Consider the following 17,178-nt stretch of genomic DNA (forward strand, 5'->3'; position numbering starts at 1 on the left):
TCCAGGAAGGACTCCTTCCGTCCAAGTAAGGGCGGATAGATCGGTATTGCACTCCTTGACGGGTCTGGGGACCCCTGATCCCGCTGTGACTGATCGTCACGGTGGCGTGACTGTCCGCTATGGCATGGTCCATCGGCTTCCGTCGAGGTTGAACACCTGAGAGGGCAATTCCATCGGTTTGGCCGACGTGGCTGGACAGATGGTGTAGTTGTAGTGCCGAGGACAAGCCGTTCGTCCTATAACCGACTCGGCCCGCGTCCGCCATTTCGGGCAACGCGGGTCAAGGTGCAGAATTTAGAGGAAAGAACCGACGTGATGGTTCGGTTCTCCCGAGGAGGCCGCTCATGACCGCTCGCACCCCTGATGCCGAGCCGCTGCTGACCCCGGCTGAGGTTGCCACGATGTTCCGCGTGGACCCGAAGACGGTCACCCGCTGGGCCAAGGCTGGCAAGCTCACGTCCATCCGCACGCTCGGAGGACACCGCCGATACCGCGAAGCGGAGGTCCGTGCACTGCTGGCGGGCATTCCGCAGCAGCGTAGCGAGGCCTGAACAACTGAATCACCGGGTGATTCCGGGGCCCCCAACCCGGCTGACGCCCGTTTGAGCTCCATCTGAAGCTCCACAAGCACCAAACGACGGGATGCCTGCCCCAACAGCATCCGTGCCCACCGACTTGGGCTGGTCGTCGATCGCGCTGGACTCCGCCGGGTCCAGCGCGATCTTTTTATGCCCGGACGCGGGCGATGCGCCCCGCGTACGCCGTCATCCCACCGCTCGCCCCCTGCCTCCGGGTGGTCCGGCCGGCGCCGGGGCGCGGTCTCGAGGTAGGTGCAATTGCACATATTAAATTGACCGGGTGTAGGAGGGGGGTAAGTTGCCTCACTCCCGGAACTCTTTCGGTGACACCCGTCACAGCATCACGCGCTTGTCCCTCATCGACCCACTGGGGTAAAGAACTTGTGCGCACCGGCGTGGCGCGGGCCCCGGCGGCCGGACGTCAGCCGGGAGGCCGTTTCGCCCGTCACCGGGAAGAGGGACTTTCCTCCGGCGCCTCCACGGCCTCCTGAGGGCCCTGTGGATCGCTCCCGGCCTCCTGGGCGAGCCGCAGCAGCCGATGGCAGACGGGGCAGTGTCTGGTCAGGTGGCGATAGCCGACGGCGGCGGAGAGGTGAGCACGCAGCAGCGCCCGGGTCTCATGCCGGATGCTCTCGGTCCGCTTCCCGGTCCGCGTGGTCGTCATAGGGCGCAGCACCTCCCACTGACTGGGTACCCCTGGCACGTGTCGCAGTCAAGGACGAACGCACGAAGGCCCGGATCCAAGACTGGATCCGGGCCTTCAACTCATGCGGTCCTGACGGGATTTGAACCCGCGGCCTCCACCTTGACAGGGTGGCGAGCACTCCAAACTGCTCCACAGGACCTTGCTTCGCTTTCCCACTCCGTGGGGCTGCGAAACAAGACTCTACAGCAGGTCAGGGGGTGCGGTCGAACCACATCGAGGAGACGTGGGGCACAGTCCCCCGCCCGGCCGCGATCAGGGCGCCAACTGGTCGATGGCCTTCACGATCCGCTTGTCGGAGACCGGATAGGCGGTCCCGAGCGCGTGCGCGAAGTAGCTCACCCGCAGCTCCTCGATCATCCAGCGGATGTCGCGGGCCTCCTGCGGCACCGGACGCCCCCGCGGGAACTGCTCCAGCAGCCACGCGTACTCGTCCCGCATCTCCTTCACCTTGGCCATCCGGGCCCGGTCCCGGTCGGCGTTGGTCGGCAGCTGCGTCAGGCGCCGGTCGACGGCCACCAGATAGCGCAGGAGGTCCTGCAGGCGACGGACGCCGTGGTCCGTCACGAAGCCCGGCCTGATCAGCTCGGCCAGCTGCTCCTTGACGTCCGTGAGGGAGGGCACCAGCACCAGGCTGGTGGTGTCCTTCAGCCGGCGCTCGCAGGCCTGCCAGGCCGCCAGCACCTCCTGCACCTTGCGGATCGTGTCGAGCGTCGCGTCGACGATGTCGGCCCGCACGGCGTCGAAGAGCTTGCGGAAGGACTCCTCGTCCCACGCCGGCCCGCCGTGGGCCGCCATGAGCTTGTCCGCCGCACCCGAGACGCAGTCGTCGAACAGGGCCTGGATCGAGCCGTGCGGATTCCGCGACAGGGCGAGCTTCTGCTGGTTGCCGAGCTTGCCCTGGGCGAATTTCGCGGGGTTCGAGGGCAGGTTGAGCAGGATCAGGCGGCGGGTGCCGCGCCACATCGCCTCGCGCTGCTCCGGCTCGGTGTCGAAGAGCCGTACGGCCACCGAGGCGCCCTCGTCGACGAGCGCCGGGTACGCCTTGACGGGCTGGCCCGCGCGGCGGGTCTCGAAGGTCCGCGGCAGCGTGCCGATCGTCCACCGGGTCAGGCCCGAGCGCTGCTCGGGACCCGCGCCCCCGGTGGACTCGGCCGCCTTCTCGAAGGCCTTGGTGATCGCCGCCTGCGTCTTCGGCTTGAGCCGCAGGCGCAGCGCCTCCAGGTCCTTGTCCTCGGCGATCTTGCGCTTGCGCTCGTCGACCACCCGGAAAGTGATCTTCAGATGGTCCGGCACCTTGGCGAGGTCGAAGTCCTCCGCCTCCATGCGCACGGCCGTCATCCGGTGCAGCCCACGGGCCAGCGCGGCCGTCAGCGGCTCCTGGAGGGGGAGGGCTTCTGCCGAGAGGCCGCCGAGGAACCGCTGGGCGAAGTTCGGCGCCGGCACGCAGTTGCGCCGGATCGGCTTCGGCAGCGAACGGATCAGCTCCGTCACCAGGTCCTCGCGCAGCCCCGGGATCTGCCAGTCGAAGCCCTCGGCCGAGACCTGGTTGAGGACCTGCAGCGGAATGTGCACGGTCACACCGTCCGCGTCCGCCCCCGGCTCGAACTGATATGTCACCTTGAACTTCAGCCGGCCCTGCCGCCAGGAGTCCGGGTAGTCGTCCTTGGTGACCGCCTCGGCGTTCTCGTTGATGAGCATGGAGTGCTCGAAATTGAGCAACTCCGGCTCGTCGCGCCGCTTGTGCTTCCACCAGGAGTCGAAGTGCGCACCGGAGACGACGTGCTCGGGCAGCCGCTGGTCGTAGAAGTCGAAGAGCGTCTCGTCGTCCACGAGGATGTCGCGACGGCGTGCGCGGTGCTCCAACTCCTCGACCTCGCCGAGGAGTTTGCGGTTGTCGTGGAAGAACTGGTGGTGCGTGCGCCAGTCGCCCTCCACCAGGGCGTTGCGGATGAACAGCTCACGGCTGGTCTCCGGGTCGATCCGCCCGTAATTGATCTTCCGCTGCGTGACGATCGGCACGCCGTAGAGTGTCACCCGCTCGTACGCCATCACCGCGGCCTGCTTCTGCTCCCAGTGCGGCTCGCTGTACGTGCGCTTGACCAGGTGCTGCGCGAGCGGCTCGATCCACTCCGGCTCGATCTTCGCGTTGACCCGCGCCCAGAGGCGGGAGGTCTCCACCAGCTCCGCCGACATCACCCAGCGCGGCGGCTTCTTGAAGAGCGCCGAACCGGGGAAGACCGCGAACTTGGCGCTGCGGGCACCGACGTACTCGTTGTTCTTCTCGGTGTCCTTCAGCCCGATGTGGGACAGCAGCCCCGCCAGCAGCGACTGGTGCACGCGCTCGGGCGCGGCCTCCTCCTCGGCGAGGTGGATCTCCATGCCCTTGGCGACCGTGCGCAGCTGGTAGTAGATGTCCTGCCACTCGCGTATGCGCAGATAGTTCAGGTACTCCGACTTGCACATGCGGCGGAAGGCGGAGGACGACAGCGTCTTCTGCTGCTCGCGTACGTACCGCCACAGGTTCAGGAAGGCGAGGAAGTCGCTCGTCTCGTCCTTGAACCGGGCGTGCTGCTGATCGGCCTGCGCCTGCTTCTCCGACGGCCGCTCGCGCGGGTCCTGGATCGACAGCGCCGCCGCGATGACCATGACCTCGCGGGCACAGCCGTTGCGGTCGGCCTCCAGGACCATGCGGGCCAGCCGCGGGTCCACGGGGAGCTGCGAGAGCTTGCGGCCCAGCGGGGTGAGCCGTTTCTTCAGGTCCTTCTGCTGCGGGTCGATCGCCCCGAGCTCCTGCAGCAGATCGACGCCGTCCTTGATGTTGCGCCGGTCCGGCGGGTCGATGAACGGGAACTTCTCGATGTCCCCGAGGCCGGCCGCGGTCATCTGCAGGATGACGGAGGCCAGGTTCGTCCGCAGGATCTCCGCGTCCGTGAACTCGGGGCGGGCGAGGAAGTCGTCCTCCGAGTACAGCCGGATGCAGACGCCGTCGCTCGTACGGCCGCAGCGGCCCTTGCGCTGATTGGCGCTGGCCTGCGAGACCGGCTCGATCGGCAGCCGCTGCACCTTGGTGCGGTGGCTGTAGCGGGAGATCCGGGCGAAGCCGGGGTCGATGACGTACTTGATGCCGGGGACGGTCAGCGATGTCTCGGCGACGTTCGTCGCCAGGACGACGCGTCGGCCGGTGTGCCGCTGGAAGACGCGGTGCTGCTCGGCGTGGGACAGCCGCGCGTACAGCGGAAGGATCTCGGTGCTGTGTCCGATAGCGCCTCCGGCGCGGGGGAGCTTCTTCTCGAGCGCGTCCGCCGTGTCCCGGATCTCCCGCTCGCCCGAGAGGAAGACCAGGATGTCGCCGGGCCCCTCCTTCTGCAGCTCCTCCACCGCGTCACAGATCGCGGTGACCTGGTCGCGGTCCGCGTCGCCCGAGTCCTCCTCGAGCAGCGGCCGGTAGCGGACCTCGACCGGGTACGTACGGCCGGAGACCTCGACGATGGGCGCGTCGCCGAAGTGGCGGGAGAAGCGCTCGGGGTCGATCGTCGCGGAGGTGATCACGACCTTGAGGTCGGGGCGACGGGGCAGCAGCTGCGCGAGATAGCCGAGCAGGAAGTCGATGTTGAGGCTGCGCTCGTGCGCCTCGTCGATGATGATCGTGTCGTACTGGCGCAGCTCGCGGTCCGTCTGGATCTCGGCGAGCAGGATGCCGTCCGTCATCAGCTTGACCATGGTCGAGGGGCCGACCTGGTCGGTGAAGCGGACCTTCCAGCCGACCGCCTCGCCCAGCGGCGTCCGCAGCTCCTCGGCGACCCGCTCCGCGACCGTGCGGGCGGCGATCCGGCGGGGCTGGGTGTGCGCGATCAGGCCCTTGACCCCGCGGCCGAGCTCCAGACAGATCTTGGGGATCTGGGTGGTCTTGCCGGAGCCCGTCTCACCCGCGACGATCACGACCTGGTGGTCGCGTATCGCCTCCAGGATCACGTCCTTCTTCTGGCTGACGGGCAGCTGCTCGGGGTAGTCGACGGCCGGCACCGCGGCCCGGCGGGCGGCCACGCGGAGCTCGGCCGAGCCGACCTCCGTCGCGATCTCGGTGAGGACGGCCGTGTGGGCCTCGGGCTTGCGGATGCGGCGCGCCCCGTCGAGCCGGCGGCCCAGCCGCTGCGCGTCGCGCAGCATCAGCTCGGGCAGGCGGGCGGCGAGGTCGGCGAACGTGGCGGGGGCAGGCTGCGTAGACATACGAAGTCCAGGATCGCACCAGCCGCCGCGAAGCGGCGAACGCATTTCGCTGGGGAAAGCACTGAGCCCCTCACCGATGGTGAGGGGCTCACTGTGGCTGGGGCCGGGGTCGAACCGGCGACCTTCCGCTTTTCAGGCGGACGCTCGTACCAACTGAGCTACCCAGCCACGCGATCATCCGAGGATGACCACAGCGGTCCTGACGGGATTTGAACCCGCGGCCTCCACCTTGACAGGGTGGCGAGCACTCCAAACTGCTCCACAGGACCATGCTATGTGCGAGCACTAGTCTCGCACACGGTACAGCGTGCCCCCAACGGGATTCGAACCCGTGCTACCGCCTTGAAAGGGCGGCGTCCTGGGCCACTAGACGATGAGGGCTGATGGCCCACCTGGGCGCTTCGCAGCGCCTCGGGGACGTGAGAAGCATATGGGATGCAGGGACCTAACGCCAAAACGGTTTGCCGAGCGCTTTCCGGGAGGGGTCCGCAGACGGCCCCGGTACGGCTCCGGCGTGGCGCCGGGAGTGGTGTCGGGAGCGGCGCCCCATGCCCCCGGCGGGCTTCGTGGCGGACAATGGCCGGGTGCTGGAGATGACGCGCGAGGAGTTCGAGGAACTGGTCGCCGAGGGGCTGGACCGGATCCCCCCGGAGCTGACACGGCTGATGGACAACGTCGCCGTGTTCGTGGAGGACGAGCCCGATGCCAAGGACCCGGAGCTGCTCGGGCTGTACGAGGGCACGCCGCTGACCGAGCGCGGCGAGTGGTACGCCGGGGTGCTGCCGGACCGGATCACGATCTACCGCGGACCGACGCTGCGGATGTGCGAGTCGCGCGAAGAGGTCGTGGCGGAGGTGGAGGTGACGGTCGTTCACGAGGTCGCCCACCACTTCGGCATCGACGACGAGCGGCTGCACGCGCTGGGCTACGGGTGAGCGGACGCCCCGGGGTCGCGGCGCGATCGGCGGGGACCGGACAGGACCGGTCGTGAGGCGGGCGGGACCGGTGCAGGGCTACGGATGATCGATGGCTGACGCCCGGGCGCCCGGCGTGTCCTGCGCGGTGCGGTGCCAGTTGGGCAGGGGGCCTGTCCCCCTGTACCCGAAGGCGGTCCGTCCCATGCGCGCATTGTCAGCGCACGCAGCAACGTTCACCCGAATCGCGGCCGTGGCCGTCGCGACCCTGACCCTGGGCGGGTGCATGAGCGTGAGCGACCCGGGACGCCCCGCCCCGGCGGGGTCGGGCAAGCAGCGCGAGACGGGCACGCAGCCGGACGGCGGCCTGCGGCTCCCGGGCGGCCGCCCGGGGCACGCGGACGCGAAGTCGGGCAAGGGCGGGGCCAGCGGCAGCCCGGCCGCCAAGGGCGGCAGGTCCGAATCGGCGTCGGCCTCGCCCTCGACCGCGCCGGGCGCCTCGCCCCCGGCAGGGCGGCCGGGCAAGCCCGGCGCCCAGCCGAAGCCGCCGGCCGGTGGCCCGGGCACCTCCCCGGCGCCGGGCAAGCCGCCGGCGCCCTCGCAGCCGCCCACCCAGGCACCCCCCACCCAGCCGCCTCCCACGCCCCCCTCCCAGCCCCCCGGCCCCACCTCGCCGTCGACGCCGCAGCCCGGCCCCTCCTAGGCGCGGCAAGGGTTCCGGGGCCGTTCCGCAGGGGGCATCGAGGCAGGTCGGCAGGGGGCGCGTGCGGGATGTGGCGTAGGCCATCCGGGCGCCAGCTTGCGCTGCCGGGCGGTGGGTGCGTATGGTGGTAGATCGTTTGATCCCATTTGCCCGGCGCCTGACAGAAGCGCGCCGTGTGGCGCGTTCCTTACCTTGCCGTGGCTGACCGCATCGAGGCGGTCATTTGTGAAGCCGACACGGAGCTTGGGCGCGTGCCGAAACTCCGGAAGGTTTCGCATTTCGCATGTCCATTTCCACTGACACCACCACCATGCCCGAGGCCGTCGAGACGGTCGTCGAGACCGCTGACGCCGTCGAGGCCGTCGACACCGCTGCCGTCGAGGCCGAGCCGAAGATCACCTTCGCCGACCTCGGTCTGGACGACTCGATCGTCCGCAAGCTCGCGCAGAACGGCGTCACCACGCCCTTCCCGATCCAGGCCGCGACCATCCCGGACGCCCTGGCCGGCAAGGACATCCTCGGCCGTGGCCGCACCGGCTCCGGCAAGACCCTCTCCTTCGGTCTGCCGCTGCTGTCGACGCTGGCCGGCGGTCACACCGAGAAGAAGCGCCCCCGCGGCCTGATCCTCACCCCGACCCGCGAGCTGGCGATGCAGGTCGCCGACGCCCTCCAGCCCTACGGCGACGTCCTCGGCCTGAAGATGAAGGTCGTCTGCGGCGGTACGTCCATGGGCAACCAGATCTACGCCCTCGAGCGCGGCGTCGACATCCTCGTCGCCACCCCGGGCCGTCTGCGCGACATCCTCAACCGCGGCGCCGCCTCCCTCGACAAGGTCCAGGTCACCGTCCTCGACGAGGCCGACCAGATGGCCGACATGGGCTTCCTGCCCGAGGTCACCGAGATCCTCGACCAGGTTCCGGCCGGCGGCCAGCGCCTGCTGTTCTCCGCCACGCTGGAGAACGAGATCGACACCCTCGTCAAGCGCTACCTGGTCAGCCCGGTCACGCACGAGGTCGACGCGGCGCAGGGCGCGGTCACCACCATGACCCACCACGTCCTCGTCGTGAAGCCGAAGGACAAGGCGCCGGTCACGGCCGCCATCGCCGCCCGCAAGGGCCGCACGATCATCTTCGTCCGCACCCAGATGGGCGCCGACCGCGTCGCCGAGCAGCTGCTCGACTCCGGTGTGCGCGCGGACGCGCTGCACGGCGGCATGACCCAGGGCGCCCGTACCCGCGTCCTGGAGGACTTCAAGGCCGGTTACGTCAACTGCCTGGTCGCCACCGACGTCGCCGCCCGCGGCATCCACGTCGACGGCATCGACCTGGTCCTGAACGTCGACCCCGCGGGCGACCACAAGGACTACCTGCACCGCTCCGGCCGTACGGCCCGCGCCGGCCAGTCCGGCACGGTCGTCTCCCTGGCTCTGCCGCACCAGCGCAAGCAGATCTTCCGCCTGATGGAGGACGCGGGCGTCGACGCCTCGCGCCACATCGTCGGCGGTGCCGGCGCCTTCGACGAGGACGTCGCCAAGATCACGGGTGCCCGTTCCCTGACCGAGGTCCAGGCCGACTCGGCGGCCAACGCCGCCAAGCAGGCCGAGCGCGAGCTCCAGGACCTCAACCGCCAGCTGGAGCGCGTCCAGCGTCGCGCCACCGAGCTGCGCGAGGAGGCCGACCGCCTCCTGGCGCGTGCCGCCCGCGAGCGCGGCGAGGACCCGGAGGCCGCGGTCGCCGCTGCCGCCGAGGCCGCCGCTGCCGAGGCCGCCGAGACCGCCAAGGCGGAGGAGGCGCCCGTCGCCTCCGTGCCGGCCCAGTCCGCGCCCGCCTACGAGCAGCGCCGTGACGAGCGGGGCAACTACAGCCCGCGTCGTGACGACCGCTCCGGCGGCTTCCGTCGCGACGACCGCCGTGACGACCGCGGTGGCGACCGTGGCGGCTTCCGCCGTGACGACCGCCCGCAGGGTGGCGGCTTCCGCCGCGACGACCGCCCCTCCGGTGGTTTCCGTCGTGACGACCGCCGTGACGACCGTCGTGACGACCGCGGTGGCTTCCGCCGTGACGACCGCCCGCAGGGTGGCTTCCGTCGTGACGACCGTCGTGACGACCGCCCGCAGGGTGGCGGCTTCCGCCGTGACGACCGTCGCGACGACCGCGCCGGTGGCTTCCGTCGTGACGACCGTCCCTCCGGTGGCTTCCGCCGCGATGACCGCCCGTCCGGTGGCTTCCGTCGTGACGACCGCCCGCAGGGTGGCGGCTTCCGCCGCGACGACCGCCCCTCCGGTGGTTTCCGTCGTGACGACCGCCCGTCGACCGGTGGCGGCTTCCGCTCCGGCGGCAGCGACCGTCCGTTCAACCGCGACCGCCGCGACGACCGCCCCTCCACCGGTGGCTACCGCTCCGGCGGCGACCGTCCGGCCGGCCGTCGTGACGACCACCGCGGTGGCACCGGCACCGGCTCGTTCGGCCGCCGCGACGACAAGCCGCGCTGGAAGCGCAACGGCTGATCAGCCCAGCTGAACTGAGGGCCCGTACGACACGACAGTGTCGTACGGGCCCTCGCCCGTTGGTGCCCGGCGCGACGGAGAGCCATAACGACTCGGGCTCCGGGGCCCGTCCGGGCTATGCTGCGGTGTGCGGGCCGTTAGCTCAATTGGCAGAGCAGTGGACTTTTAATCCATTGGTTGTGGGTTCGAGTCCCACACGGCCTACCGCGAAGCGGGTCGGGCGACGCCTGTGACCCGCGCACCTCCGCCCCGACCGGGAACCCCGGCCGGGGCGGAGTCATGTCCGGCAGGACCCGACGCGACGGCAGGCCCAACTCCCGCATCGACCGGTCGCTTTCGCGTCGCCGAATCCCGGGACAGTCATCCGGATAGGTGAACGCGGCTCGCGTACGCACCGGGGCTTCGGATAAAGGCCGCCGGTCCACTCACTGAGACGGCCGGCGAACACCGCGACACGTGCGGGTGGCGCGCGGCCGGCGTTGCTCCGCATTCGTGCCGGTTCGCCGGGGATGGGCCGCGGGGGCGGCCCTAGGGTGCGGCACCCCGGAACCGGATTTGCCGGAGGTACGTCGCCATGAGGCATATTCGGCTGCTGCGCTGCAGGCCGGTGCGGGTGCTGTGGCTGTCGATGACGCTGTCCGTGCTGGGCGACCGGCTGTACGGGCTCGCCGCGATGTGGGTGGTCTACGCGGCCACCGGATCGTCCGCGCTGATGGGCCTGGTGGCCGCCGTCGAGGCGCTGCCGTACATCGTGCTCGGGGGCGCCCGCTCGCTGATGGCGCGGTTCGCCTGCTGGAGCTCCCTGGCATGGATCGACGCCGGCCGTGCGGCGGTGGCGGTGGGCGTGCCGCTGCTGTGGTCACCGGACCTGACGGGCTTCGCGGCGATGCTGGCGCTCGTCCTGCTGCTCGGTGCGCTCACCGCCCTGTTCGAACCGAACCTCGCCGCCCTGATCCCCCAGCTCGTGGAGCCGGAGGAGGTCGCCCAGGTCAGCTGCCTGTTCGACCTGACCGCGCGGGTCGCGGCCGTGGTCGGCCAGGGGTGCGTCGGCGTGCTGCTGCAGTACATGTCCGAGATCCAGCTGTTCGCCATCGACGGGTTCACCTTCGCGGTCTCCGCCTTCGCCCTGGGATGGCTCGGCCGGCGCACGGCGGCCGGCCGGACGGCCCCGCCGCGGGCGGCCATGGGGCCCGAGGGCGTACGGGGCCGGTCCGTGCTGAGGGCGCACCGGCGCGTCGGCGTCGCCATCGCCGTGCACGGGGTGGCGCTGTTCGCCGCGGCCGTCTCCACCGTCGGCCTGCCGCCCCTGCTGGTCTCCCGCTTCGGCCAGGGCGCCGTCGGCTACGGGCTGGCGCTGGCCGCCACCGGGGCGGGCGGCCTCGCCGGGAACCTGCTGACCGGGCACCTGCCGCGCACCTGGCCGTGGCTGGCCACGTACTGCCTCGCGTGGACGGCGTCCGGGCTGGCGCTGGCCGGGCTGGGCGTCGCGGACTCCATGACGGCCGTCGTCGCGCTGTGCGTGGCCTCCGGGCTGCTCTTCCCCGTCTGCGCGGTGACGCTGCGCACGCACCTGTCCCGGTTCCGCCCGGCCGAGCGGCTGAGGCTCCTGACCGTCGACCAGACCGCGTCCCGTACGGCCGGCACGGCCGGGCTCCTGCTGCTGCCGTACGTGGTGGACGCCGCCCCGGCGGGGTCGTTCGTGGGGGCGGGGGTGCTGCTGTCGGCGCTGTCCCTGACGGGGTGGTGGGCCGGCGGGCGGTCGGGCGAGGGGCCGCCGGCGGTCGTGGAGGCCGCCTGAGCCCATACGTACGCCCCGGCCCGTGCGTACGCCCCGGCCCGTACGGCCCGCTAGGCCACCTGGTTCGTGTCCGCCAGGACGATCTCGCGGATGCAGACGTTCTGCGGCTGCCGGTACACGTACGCGACGGCTTGGGCGACGTCGTCGGCCGTCAGCCCGCCCTCCAGGGAGGCCTCCGCCGCCTGGTAGGCCGCCCGCGTGTCCGGGTCGGTGATGTGCGAGCTGAGCTCGGTCGCCGCGTAGCCGGGGGCGATGACGCTCACGCGCACGCCGTGCGGGGCGGCCTGTTCGCGGATGGCCTCCGTCGCCGCGTGCACCGCGAATTTCGTCGCGCAGTAGATCGCGTTGGGCCCGAAGGTCTTGCGGCCCGCGATCGAACTGACGTTGACGACCGTGCCCCGGCCGCGCTCGGCCATGCCGGGCAGGACGGCGTGGACCCCGTTGAGGACGCCCCGGATGTTGACATCGATCATCCGGTCCCATTCGGCGGGGTCCTGGGTGAGGGGATCGCCGGTGAGCATGACGCCGGCGTTGTTGACGAGCAGGTCCGTGGGCCCGTACTCCGCCTCGGCCCCGGCCACCGCCGCCGCGAAGGCGGCGCGGTCGGTGACGTCGACGGCCCGCGCCATGGCCCCGGGCAGCCCCAGGGCCTCCAGCCGGTCCGTGCGCCGCCCCAGCAGGAGCAGGGGATGACCGTCCTCGGCGAACAGCCGGGCGCACGCGGCGCCGAAACCGGAGCCGGCGCCCGTGATGACGACGAGTCCAAGGGTCATGCCCAGCACGCTAGGCGGGCGCGGGGCCGTGCGCCCGGCGGGCAGGCGTTCGGGGGACCGGCCGGGCGGAGCCCCCGGCCCTGCCGCCAGTTGGTGAAAACCCCGCCCCCCTCCCGTGTTCGCGCCGCTACGGTAAGTGGCGCGGGGTGGGTGCGGCGAAGGTCGGGAGGTCGACGGGCATGGCGAAGACGCGAGCGGGCGGGGGCGAGGGCGAGAGCAGGGGCTGCGGCGAGCCGGGCGGCCCGGCCGGCCGCGAACCGACGCCCGCCGAGCAGGTGGAGGAGCTGCTGAAGCGGGCCCAGAACGGCTTCGAGATCGGCGAGCCGGTCCTGGAGCGGCTGCGCACCGCGCTGATGCACCAGGCCGAGCTCCGCTCGTACCGTCAGCGCAACGACGAGCCGCGCCCCCTGCGCTGCAACACCTACCGGCACATCTTCCTGCTCGCGGACGGCAGCAGCCTGCTGCTGTACGAGCTGGAGCACGACACGGGCGTGCGGGAGGGGTTCCTGTACGAGCTGTACGTGCACGAGAGCGCGCTCGACGCCGCCGAGCGCCGGGTGCACGACCGCATCGGCGGCGGGGGCATCGGCCCCGGCAGCGAGGACGAGGAGCTGCCCGCCTGGCTGGCGGAGGAGCTGCTGCTGGCCATGGGGCCGACGCGGCCCCGGCGGGAGTACGTCGCCGAGGCCTCGCCCGATCACGCCCGCCGGCTGCTGCGGCGCGCGGAGAACGCCGACGGGCCGGGGGAGGTGGTGCGGGAGCTGCTCCAGGGGGCGCTCGGCCACCACATCGCGCTGATCACCAAGCCGAGGCGCCGCAGCGCCGGGCGGGACGCCACCTGGTGCCGGTTCTACGAGCACGCCTTCCTGCTGGAGGGCGGGGGCGAGGTCAGCCTCTGGGAGCTCGAGCACAACATGACGGCCGACGGCCGGCTCGTCTGCGAGGTCTACCTCGACGAGGCGGAGGCGGAAGTGGCGGCGGACCGGCACGCCCGGGCCCAGGGGGTGGAGTTATAGCGCGGCCGGGGCGGGTGGGGGGAGTGGTGTGCGGAGGGGCGTTTGCCCAGCTCAGCAGGGCTCTGTCGGTCTGTGCTACACTAGTTCGAGTTGCAGTTGTGGTACCCATGAACTCGTGTGCGCCTGACGGTTATGTAGCCGAAGGCGCATTTTTGTTTTCGCCGGTCTTGTTTCCGGCCTTGGGGCCCATCCCATCGCTAAGGAGACAAAAATGGCGACCGGTACCGTGAAGTGGTTCAACTCCGAAAAGGGCTTCGGCTTCATCGAGCAGGACGGCGGCGGCCCCGACGTCTTCGCCCACTACTCGAACATCGCCTCGAGCGGCTTCCGTGAGCTCCTCGAGGGCCAGAAGGTGTCGTTCGACGTCACGCAGGGCCAGAAGGGCCTGCAGGCGGAGAACATCGTCACCATCTGACGACCGACGATCAGGAGCCTTACGAACGACCAGGAGTCTTCCGGACGTTCAGAAGCTCGCTGAACCTCGCGATGGGGCCCGCACCACTGGGTGCGGGCCCCATTGTCGCGCTCGTCACAACAGGCCGAAGGCGCCACTCGGCGCCCGCCAGAATGGCCACACAGGGGGCTTGGCACCCCATTGAGGGAAGGTCCCCGCATGACTCGCTCCGCCGCACGCACCGATCGCCCCGATCGGCCCGCCCGTCCTGCCCGCTCCGCTCGCACCTCGGGTCCGGCCCGCTCCTCGCGACCGCGCCGCTCCGACGAGTCCCAGCCGGCCGCGCGCCGGCGCCCCGCCGCACCGCAGGGTGACTTCGAGATGCCGGTCAGCACGACGCCGGCCCTCCCGCCCGTCGACACCTTCGCCGAGCTGGACATGCCCTCCGGCCTGCTGGCGACCCTGACCCGCGAGGGCGTCACCGAGCCCTTCCCGATCCAGTCCGCGACGCTCCCCAACTCGCTGGCCGGCCGTGACGTCCTCGGCCGCGGCCGCACGGGCTCCGGCAAGACCCTCGCCTTCGGCCTCGCGCTCCTCGCCCGCACCGCCGGCCGGCGCGCCGAGGGCAAGCGCCCGCTGGCGCTCGTCCTCGTCCCCACCCGCGAGCTGGCGCAGCAGGTCACCGACTCGCTCAGCCCGTACGCGACCGCCGTCAACCTCCGGGTGGCCACGGTCGTCGGCGGCATGTCCATCGGGCGCCAGGCCCAGACCCTCGCGCGCGGCGCCGAGGTGCTCGTCGCGACGCCGGGCCGGCTCGCGGACCTCATCCAGCGCGGCGACTGCAAGCTCGGCGACGTGGCGATCACCGTCCTCGACGAGGCCGACCAGATGGCCGACATGGGCTTCCTGCCGCAGGTCACCAAGCTGCTCGACCAGGTGCGCCCGGACGGTCAGCGGATGCTGTTCTCCGCGACCCTCGACCGCAACGTCGACCGGCTCGTCCGCCGCTTCCTCTCCGACCCGGTGACGCACTCCGTCGACGCGTCGGTGGGCGCGGTCGCGACGATGGACCACCACCTGCTGCACGTCACCGACCAGGACAAGAAGGACGCCGTCACGCGCGTCGCAGCCCGCGCCGGTCGCGTGATCATGTTCGTGGACACCAAGCGCGGCGCCGACCGCCTGGTGAAGAAGCTGCTGTCCGAGGGCGTGCGCGCCGCGGCCCTGCACGGCGGCAAGAGCCAGCCGCAGCGCAACCGGGTCCTGGACCAGTTCCGCACCGACCAGGTCACCGCCCTGATCGCGACGAACGTCGCGGCGCGCGGCATCCACATCGAGGGCCTCGACCTCGTCGTGAACATCGACCCGCCGGTCGACCACAAGGACTACCTCCACCGCGGCGGCCGCACCGCCCGCGCGGGCGAGTCCGGCACGGTCGTCACGTTCGTGCTGCCCGAGCAGCGGCGCGAGATGAGCCGCATGATGACCACGGCGCAGATCACCCCGAACGTCATGAAGACCTACCCGACCGACCCGGAGCTCGCCCGCATCACCGGTGCGCGCGAGCCCAGCGGCGTCCCGGTCGTCATCGCGGCCCCGGCCCCGGCCCAGCCGCAGGGCGCCGGCAAGTCCTCCTCCCGCTCGCGCGGTTCCTCTTCCGGCAGCCGCGGCGGCCGCGGCCGTACCCGTACGGACGCCGCCGGCGCTCCCGCCTCGGGCGGCAGCGGCAACGGCGGCGGGCGCCCCTTCCGCGGCTTCGGCGGCAACGGCGGCGGCGAGGGTGCGCGCCGCTCGGGCGGCACCCGCCCGGGCAACGCCGTCGGCCGTTCGCGCCGCGGTGGCGCCGGTGGCGGCGGTCGCCGCTCGGCCGCGTCCTGACGCGCCGATCCCGTCCGGCTCCGCGCTGACGTCCTGATGTCCCGATGAGGCGGGGCCCGGTCTTCCGGGCCCCGCCTCACCGTTTCCCCGTCCCCGTCCGGCGCAACACCGCTCGCGAAGGCCCGCGCGCTGCGCAAGGGTGGAACGCGATGCCCAGGGACGGCGGCCGGTCAGGAGAACGCACGGTGGGGATGCCAGAGGGGCTCGAACCCCAGTCGGAGCCACCATTCGCGCACGGCCACCGGACGGGCCCGCACCTCACCGGCCGGCTGTCCGTGGCGCGCCCGCTGCCCGCGCTGCTGATCGTCTCCGGCGTCGTCTTCGACGTCCTGACGCCCTCGCACTACTCCTCCGCCCCCTTCTTCGCCTGCTCACCCCTCATCGCGGCAGCCCTGCTGTCCCACGGCGCGACGCTCGCCACCGCCGTCACGGCCCTGACCGCCATGACCACCCTCACGATCATCCGCCGGGTGCCCCACACGGGCGCCGCCGTCACCGAGATCGCCACCGTGCTGGCCGTCGCCGCCCTCGCCCTCGGCATCAACCGCGTCGTCCGCCGCGGCGACCGGAAGCTGGCCTCCGTCCGGTGCATCGCGGAGGCCGCCCAGCGCGCCGTACTGCCCGTACCACCCGCCCGCATCGGCGGACTGCGCGTGGCCGCGCGCTACCTGGCGGCCGAGGCCGACGCCCGGATCGGCGGCGACCTGTTCGCCGTGCAGGAGACCCCGTACGGCGTGCGCGCCATCGTGGGGGACGTACGCGGCAAGGGGCTCGGCGCGGTGGAGGCGGTCGCCGTCGTGGTCGGCGCGTTCCGGGAGGCGGCGGAGCAGGAGCGCACGCTGGAGGGGCTCGCGGTGCGACTGGAGCGCGCCTTGCAGAGAGAGGGCGCCCGGCGCGCGAACCTCGATCAGAGCGAGGGCTTCACCACCGCCGTACTCGCCGAGGTCCCGCCCGGCACCACCGCGCTGCGCCTGGTCAACCGCGGCCATCCGCCCCCGCTCCTGCTCCACGCCGACGGCACGGTCGGCGAGGCGTACCCCGGCGCGCCGGCGCTGCCGCTCGGCATGGGGGAGCTGGGGGAATGGCCCGACCGCGTGGAGGAGTGGGAGTTCCCGGCGGGGTCCACGTTGCTGCTCTTTACGGACGGGGTCACCGAGGCGCGGGATGCCGAGGGCAACTTCTACGACCCGCTGCAGCGCCTCAGCGGCAAGCAGTTCAGGAACCCGGAAGCGCTGCTGGACGCCCTGACGGCGGACGTCGCCCGGCACGCCGGCGGCCCGGCCGACGACGACATGGCCCTGCTCGCCATCCGGCGCGGCGACGGCCGCCACCGCCCCGCCGTCATCACCCACGCGCTCACCCAGACCACCACCCGTACCGTCCGCATGCGAACCGATAACAACTGACGAACGGTCAGCTGGTGCGCATCGCAAAATCCGCCCAAGAGGCGTGCCATTTCATGCTTTCGGCTTGGAATCCGGTGGCGGTGTCTATTAACGTTCGATAACGCAGCGCGGTCGTTGCAGCCGTCGCAAGAGGCGGCGCCGCGCGCCTTCGCCGAATCCCGTGGGCGGAACCGGGGAACCATCAACTCTGGGGTGAATCGGACCGCGCGCCGGCCCGTAGGAGACCTTCCTGCTCCGAACCCGTCAGCTAACCCGGTAGGCGAGAGGAAGGAAAGGAGT

General features: G+C 71.6%; 12 protein-coding genes, 5 tRNA genes and 1 riboswitch. Of the genes, 10 read left to right on the forward strand and 7 right to left on the reverse strand.

The window, feature by feature from the left end:
- Positions 1 to 344: 344 nt before the first annotated feature.
- Positions 345 to 551 (forward strand): developmental transcriptional regulator BldC, encoded by a 207-nt coding sequence (gene bldC, locus AB0G59_RS19970; protein ID WP_003949541.1) that lies wholly within the window; start codon positions 345 to 347, stop codon positions 549 to 551.
- A 472-nt stretch (positions 552 to 1,023) separates the two neighbouring features.
- Here bldC and AB0G59_RS19975 read toward each other — a convergent pair whose 3' ends face one another.
- From AB0G59_RS19975 to AB0G59_RS20000, 6 genes are all read right to left on the reverse strand, one after another.
- On the reverse strand, positions 1,024 to 1,242 hold the full coding sequence (locus tag AB0G59_RS19975) for a DUF6274 family protein (RefSeq protein WP_360913287.1): 219 nt from the start codon (positions 1,240 to 1,242) through the stop codon (positions 1,024 to 1,026).
- A gap of 106 nt (positions 1,243 to 1,348) precedes the next feature.
- Positions 1,349 to 1,423: transfer RNA gene (locus AB0G59_RS19980), tRNA-Asp, on the reverse strand.
- Positions 1,424 to 1,536: 113 nt separating this feature from the next.
- Positions 1,537 to 5,511: an ATP-dependent RNA helicase HrpA gene (gene hrpA / locus AB0G59_RS19985; RefSeq protein WP_360913289.1), complete on the reverse strand. Its 3,975-nt coding sequence runs from the start codon at positions 5,509 to 5,511 to the stop codon at positions 1,537 to 1,539.
- A 94-nt stretch (positions 5,512 to 5,605) separates the two neighbouring features.
- Positions 5,606 to 5,679, reverse strand: a tRNA-Phe gene (locus AB0G59_RS19990).
- Between the two features lie 26 nt (positions 5,680 to 5,705).
- Positions 5,706 to 5,780, reverse strand: a tRNA-Asp gene (locus tag AB0G59_RS19995).
- 39 nt (positions 5,781 to 5,819) lie between these two features.
- A tRNA-Glu gene (locus AB0G59_RS20000) sits at positions 5,820 to 5,892 on the reverse strand.
- A gap of 203 nt (positions 5,893 to 6,095) precedes the next feature.
- Here AB0G59_RS20000 and AB0G59_RS20005 point away from each other — a divergent pair.
- The 5 genes from AB0G59_RS20005 (at position 6,096) to AB0G59_RS20025 (ending at position 11,432) form a co-directional block, all read left to right on the forward strand.
- Positions 6,096 to 6,446: a metallopeptidase family protein gene (locus AB0G59_RS20005; protein WP_360913344.1), complete on the forward strand. Its 351-nt coding sequence runs from the start codon at positions 6,096 to 6,098 to the stop codon at positions 6,444 to 6,446.
- A gap of 232 nt (positions 6,447 to 6,678) precedes the next feature.
- Complete coding sequence (locus tag AB0G59_RS20010; protein WP_360913291.1) at positions 6,679 to 7,128, forward strand: hypothetical protein; 450 nt, start codon at positions 6,679 to 6,681, stop codon at positions 7,126 to 7,128.
- A gap of 283 nt (positions 7,129 to 7,411) precedes the next feature.
- Positions 7,412 to 9,634: a DEAD/DEAH box helicase gene (locus AB0G59_RS20015; protein WP_360913293.1), complete on the forward strand. Its 2,223-nt coding sequence runs from the start codon at positions 7,412 to 7,414 to the stop codon at positions 9,632 to 9,634.
- 131 nt (positions 9,635 to 9,765) lie between these two features.
- A tRNA-Lys gene (locus AB0G59_RS20020) sits at positions 9,766 to 9,838 on the forward strand.
- A 370-nt stretch (positions 9,839 to 10,208) separates the two neighbouring features.
- Positions 10,209 to 11,432 carry an MFS transporter gene (locus AB0G59_RS20025; protein WP_360913295.1) on the forward strand — a complete coding sequence of 408 codons (1,224 nt, stop codon included), beginning with the start codon at positions 10,209 to 10,211 and terminating at the stop codon, positions 11,430 to 11,432.
- A gap of 50 nt (positions 11,433 to 11,482) precedes the next feature.
- Here AB0G59_RS20025 and AB0G59_RS20030 read toward each other — a convergent pair whose 3' ends face one another.
- The gene (locus AB0G59_RS20030) at positions 11,483 to 12,205 is read right to left on the reverse strand and encodes an SDR family oxidoreductase (RefSeq protein WP_360913297.1); all 723 of its coding nucleotides are present in this window, start codon (positions 12,203 to 12,205) and stop codon (positions 11,483 to 11,485) included.
- 179 nt (positions 12,206 to 12,384) lie between these two features.
- Between AB0G59_RS20030 and AB0G59_RS20035 the strand changes: the two genes are divergently transcribed.
- The 4 genes from AB0G59_RS20035 to AB0G59_RS20050 all read left to right on the forward strand — a co-directional run bounded on the left by AB0G59_RS20035 (position 12,385) and on the right by AB0G59_RS20050 (position 16,899).
- Entirely contained in the window at positions 12,385 to 13,221 is an 837-nt protein-coding gene (locus AB0G59_RS20035; RefSeq protein WP_360913299.1) for a DUF6227 family protein, read from the forward strand.
- Positions 13,222 to 13,432: 211 nt separating this feature from the next.
- Positions 13,433 to 13,636 (forward strand): cold-shock protein, encoded by a 204-nt coding sequence (locus tag AB0G59_RS20040; RefSeq protein WP_109282060.1) that lies wholly within the window; start codon positions 13,433 to 13,435, stop codon positions 13,634 to 13,636.
- 198 nt (positions 13,637 to 13,834) lie between these two features.
- Positions 13,835 to 15,493 carry a DEAD/DEAH box helicase gene (locus AB0G59_RS20045; RefSeq protein WP_360913302.1) on the forward strand — a complete coding sequence of 553 codons (1,659 nt, stop codon included), beginning with the start codon at positions 13,835 to 13,837 and terminating at the stop codon, positions 15,491 to 15,493.
- A gap of 185 nt (positions 15,494 to 15,678) precedes the next feature.
- Positions 15,679 to 16,899 carry a PP2C family protein-serine/threonine phosphatase gene (locus tag AB0G59_RS20050; RefSeq protein ID WP_360913304.1) on the forward strand — a complete coding sequence of 407 codons (1,221 nt, stop codon included), beginning with the start codon at positions 15,679 to 15,681 and terminating at the stop codon, positions 16,897 to 16,899.
- Positions 16,900 to 17,038: 139 nt separating this feature from the next.
- Positions 17,039 to 17,175: riboswitch (cyclic di-AMP (ydaO/yuaA leader) on the forward strand.
- Positions 17,176 to 17,178 lie beyond the last annotated feature (3 nt).

Source organism: Streptomyces sp. NPDC021096 (assembly GCF_040641275.1).
Classification (GTDB): Bacteria; Actinomycetota; Actinomycetes; order Streptomycetales; family Streptomycetaceae; genus Streptomyces.

Bases quoted from the DNA above. Each gene is read 5' to 3' on its own strand.
- bldC (WP_003949541.1), top strand. From the start codon at position 345: ATGACCGCTCGCACCCCTGATGCCGAGCCGCTGCTGACCCCGGCTGAG.
- AB0G59_RS19975 (WP_360913287.1), bottom strand. From the start codon at position 1,242: ATGACGACCACGCGGACCGGGAAGCGGACCGAGAGCATCCGGCATGAG.
- hrpA (WP_360913289.1), bottom strand. From the start codon at position 5,511: ATGTCTACGCAGCCTGCCCCCGCCACGTTCGCCGACCTCGCCGCCCGC.
- AB0G59_RS20015 (WP_360913293.1), top strand. From the start codon at position 7,412: ATGTCCATTTCCACTGACACCACCACCATGCCCGAGGCCGTCGAGACG.
- AB0G59_RS20025 (WP_360913295.1), top strand. From the start codon at position 10,209: ATGAGGCATATTCGGCTGCTGCGCTGCAGGCCGGTGCGGGTGCTGTGG.
- AB0G59_RS20030 (WP_360913297.1), bottom strand. From the start codon at position 12,205: ATGACCCTTGGACTCGTCGTCATCACGGGCGCCGGCTCCGGTTTCGGC.
- AB0G59_RS20035 (WP_360913299.1), top strand. From the start codon at position 12,385: ATGGCGAAGACGCGAGCGGGCGGGGGCGAGGGCGAGAGCAGGGGCTGC.
- AB0G59_RS20040 (WP_109282060.1), top strand. From the start codon at position 13,433: ATGGCGACCGGTACCGTGAAGTGGTTCAACTCCGAAAAGGGCTTCGGC.
- AB0G59_RS20045 (WP_360913302.1), top strand. From the start codon at position 13,835: ATGACTCGCTCCGCCGCACGCACCGATCGCCCCGATCGGCCCGCCCGT.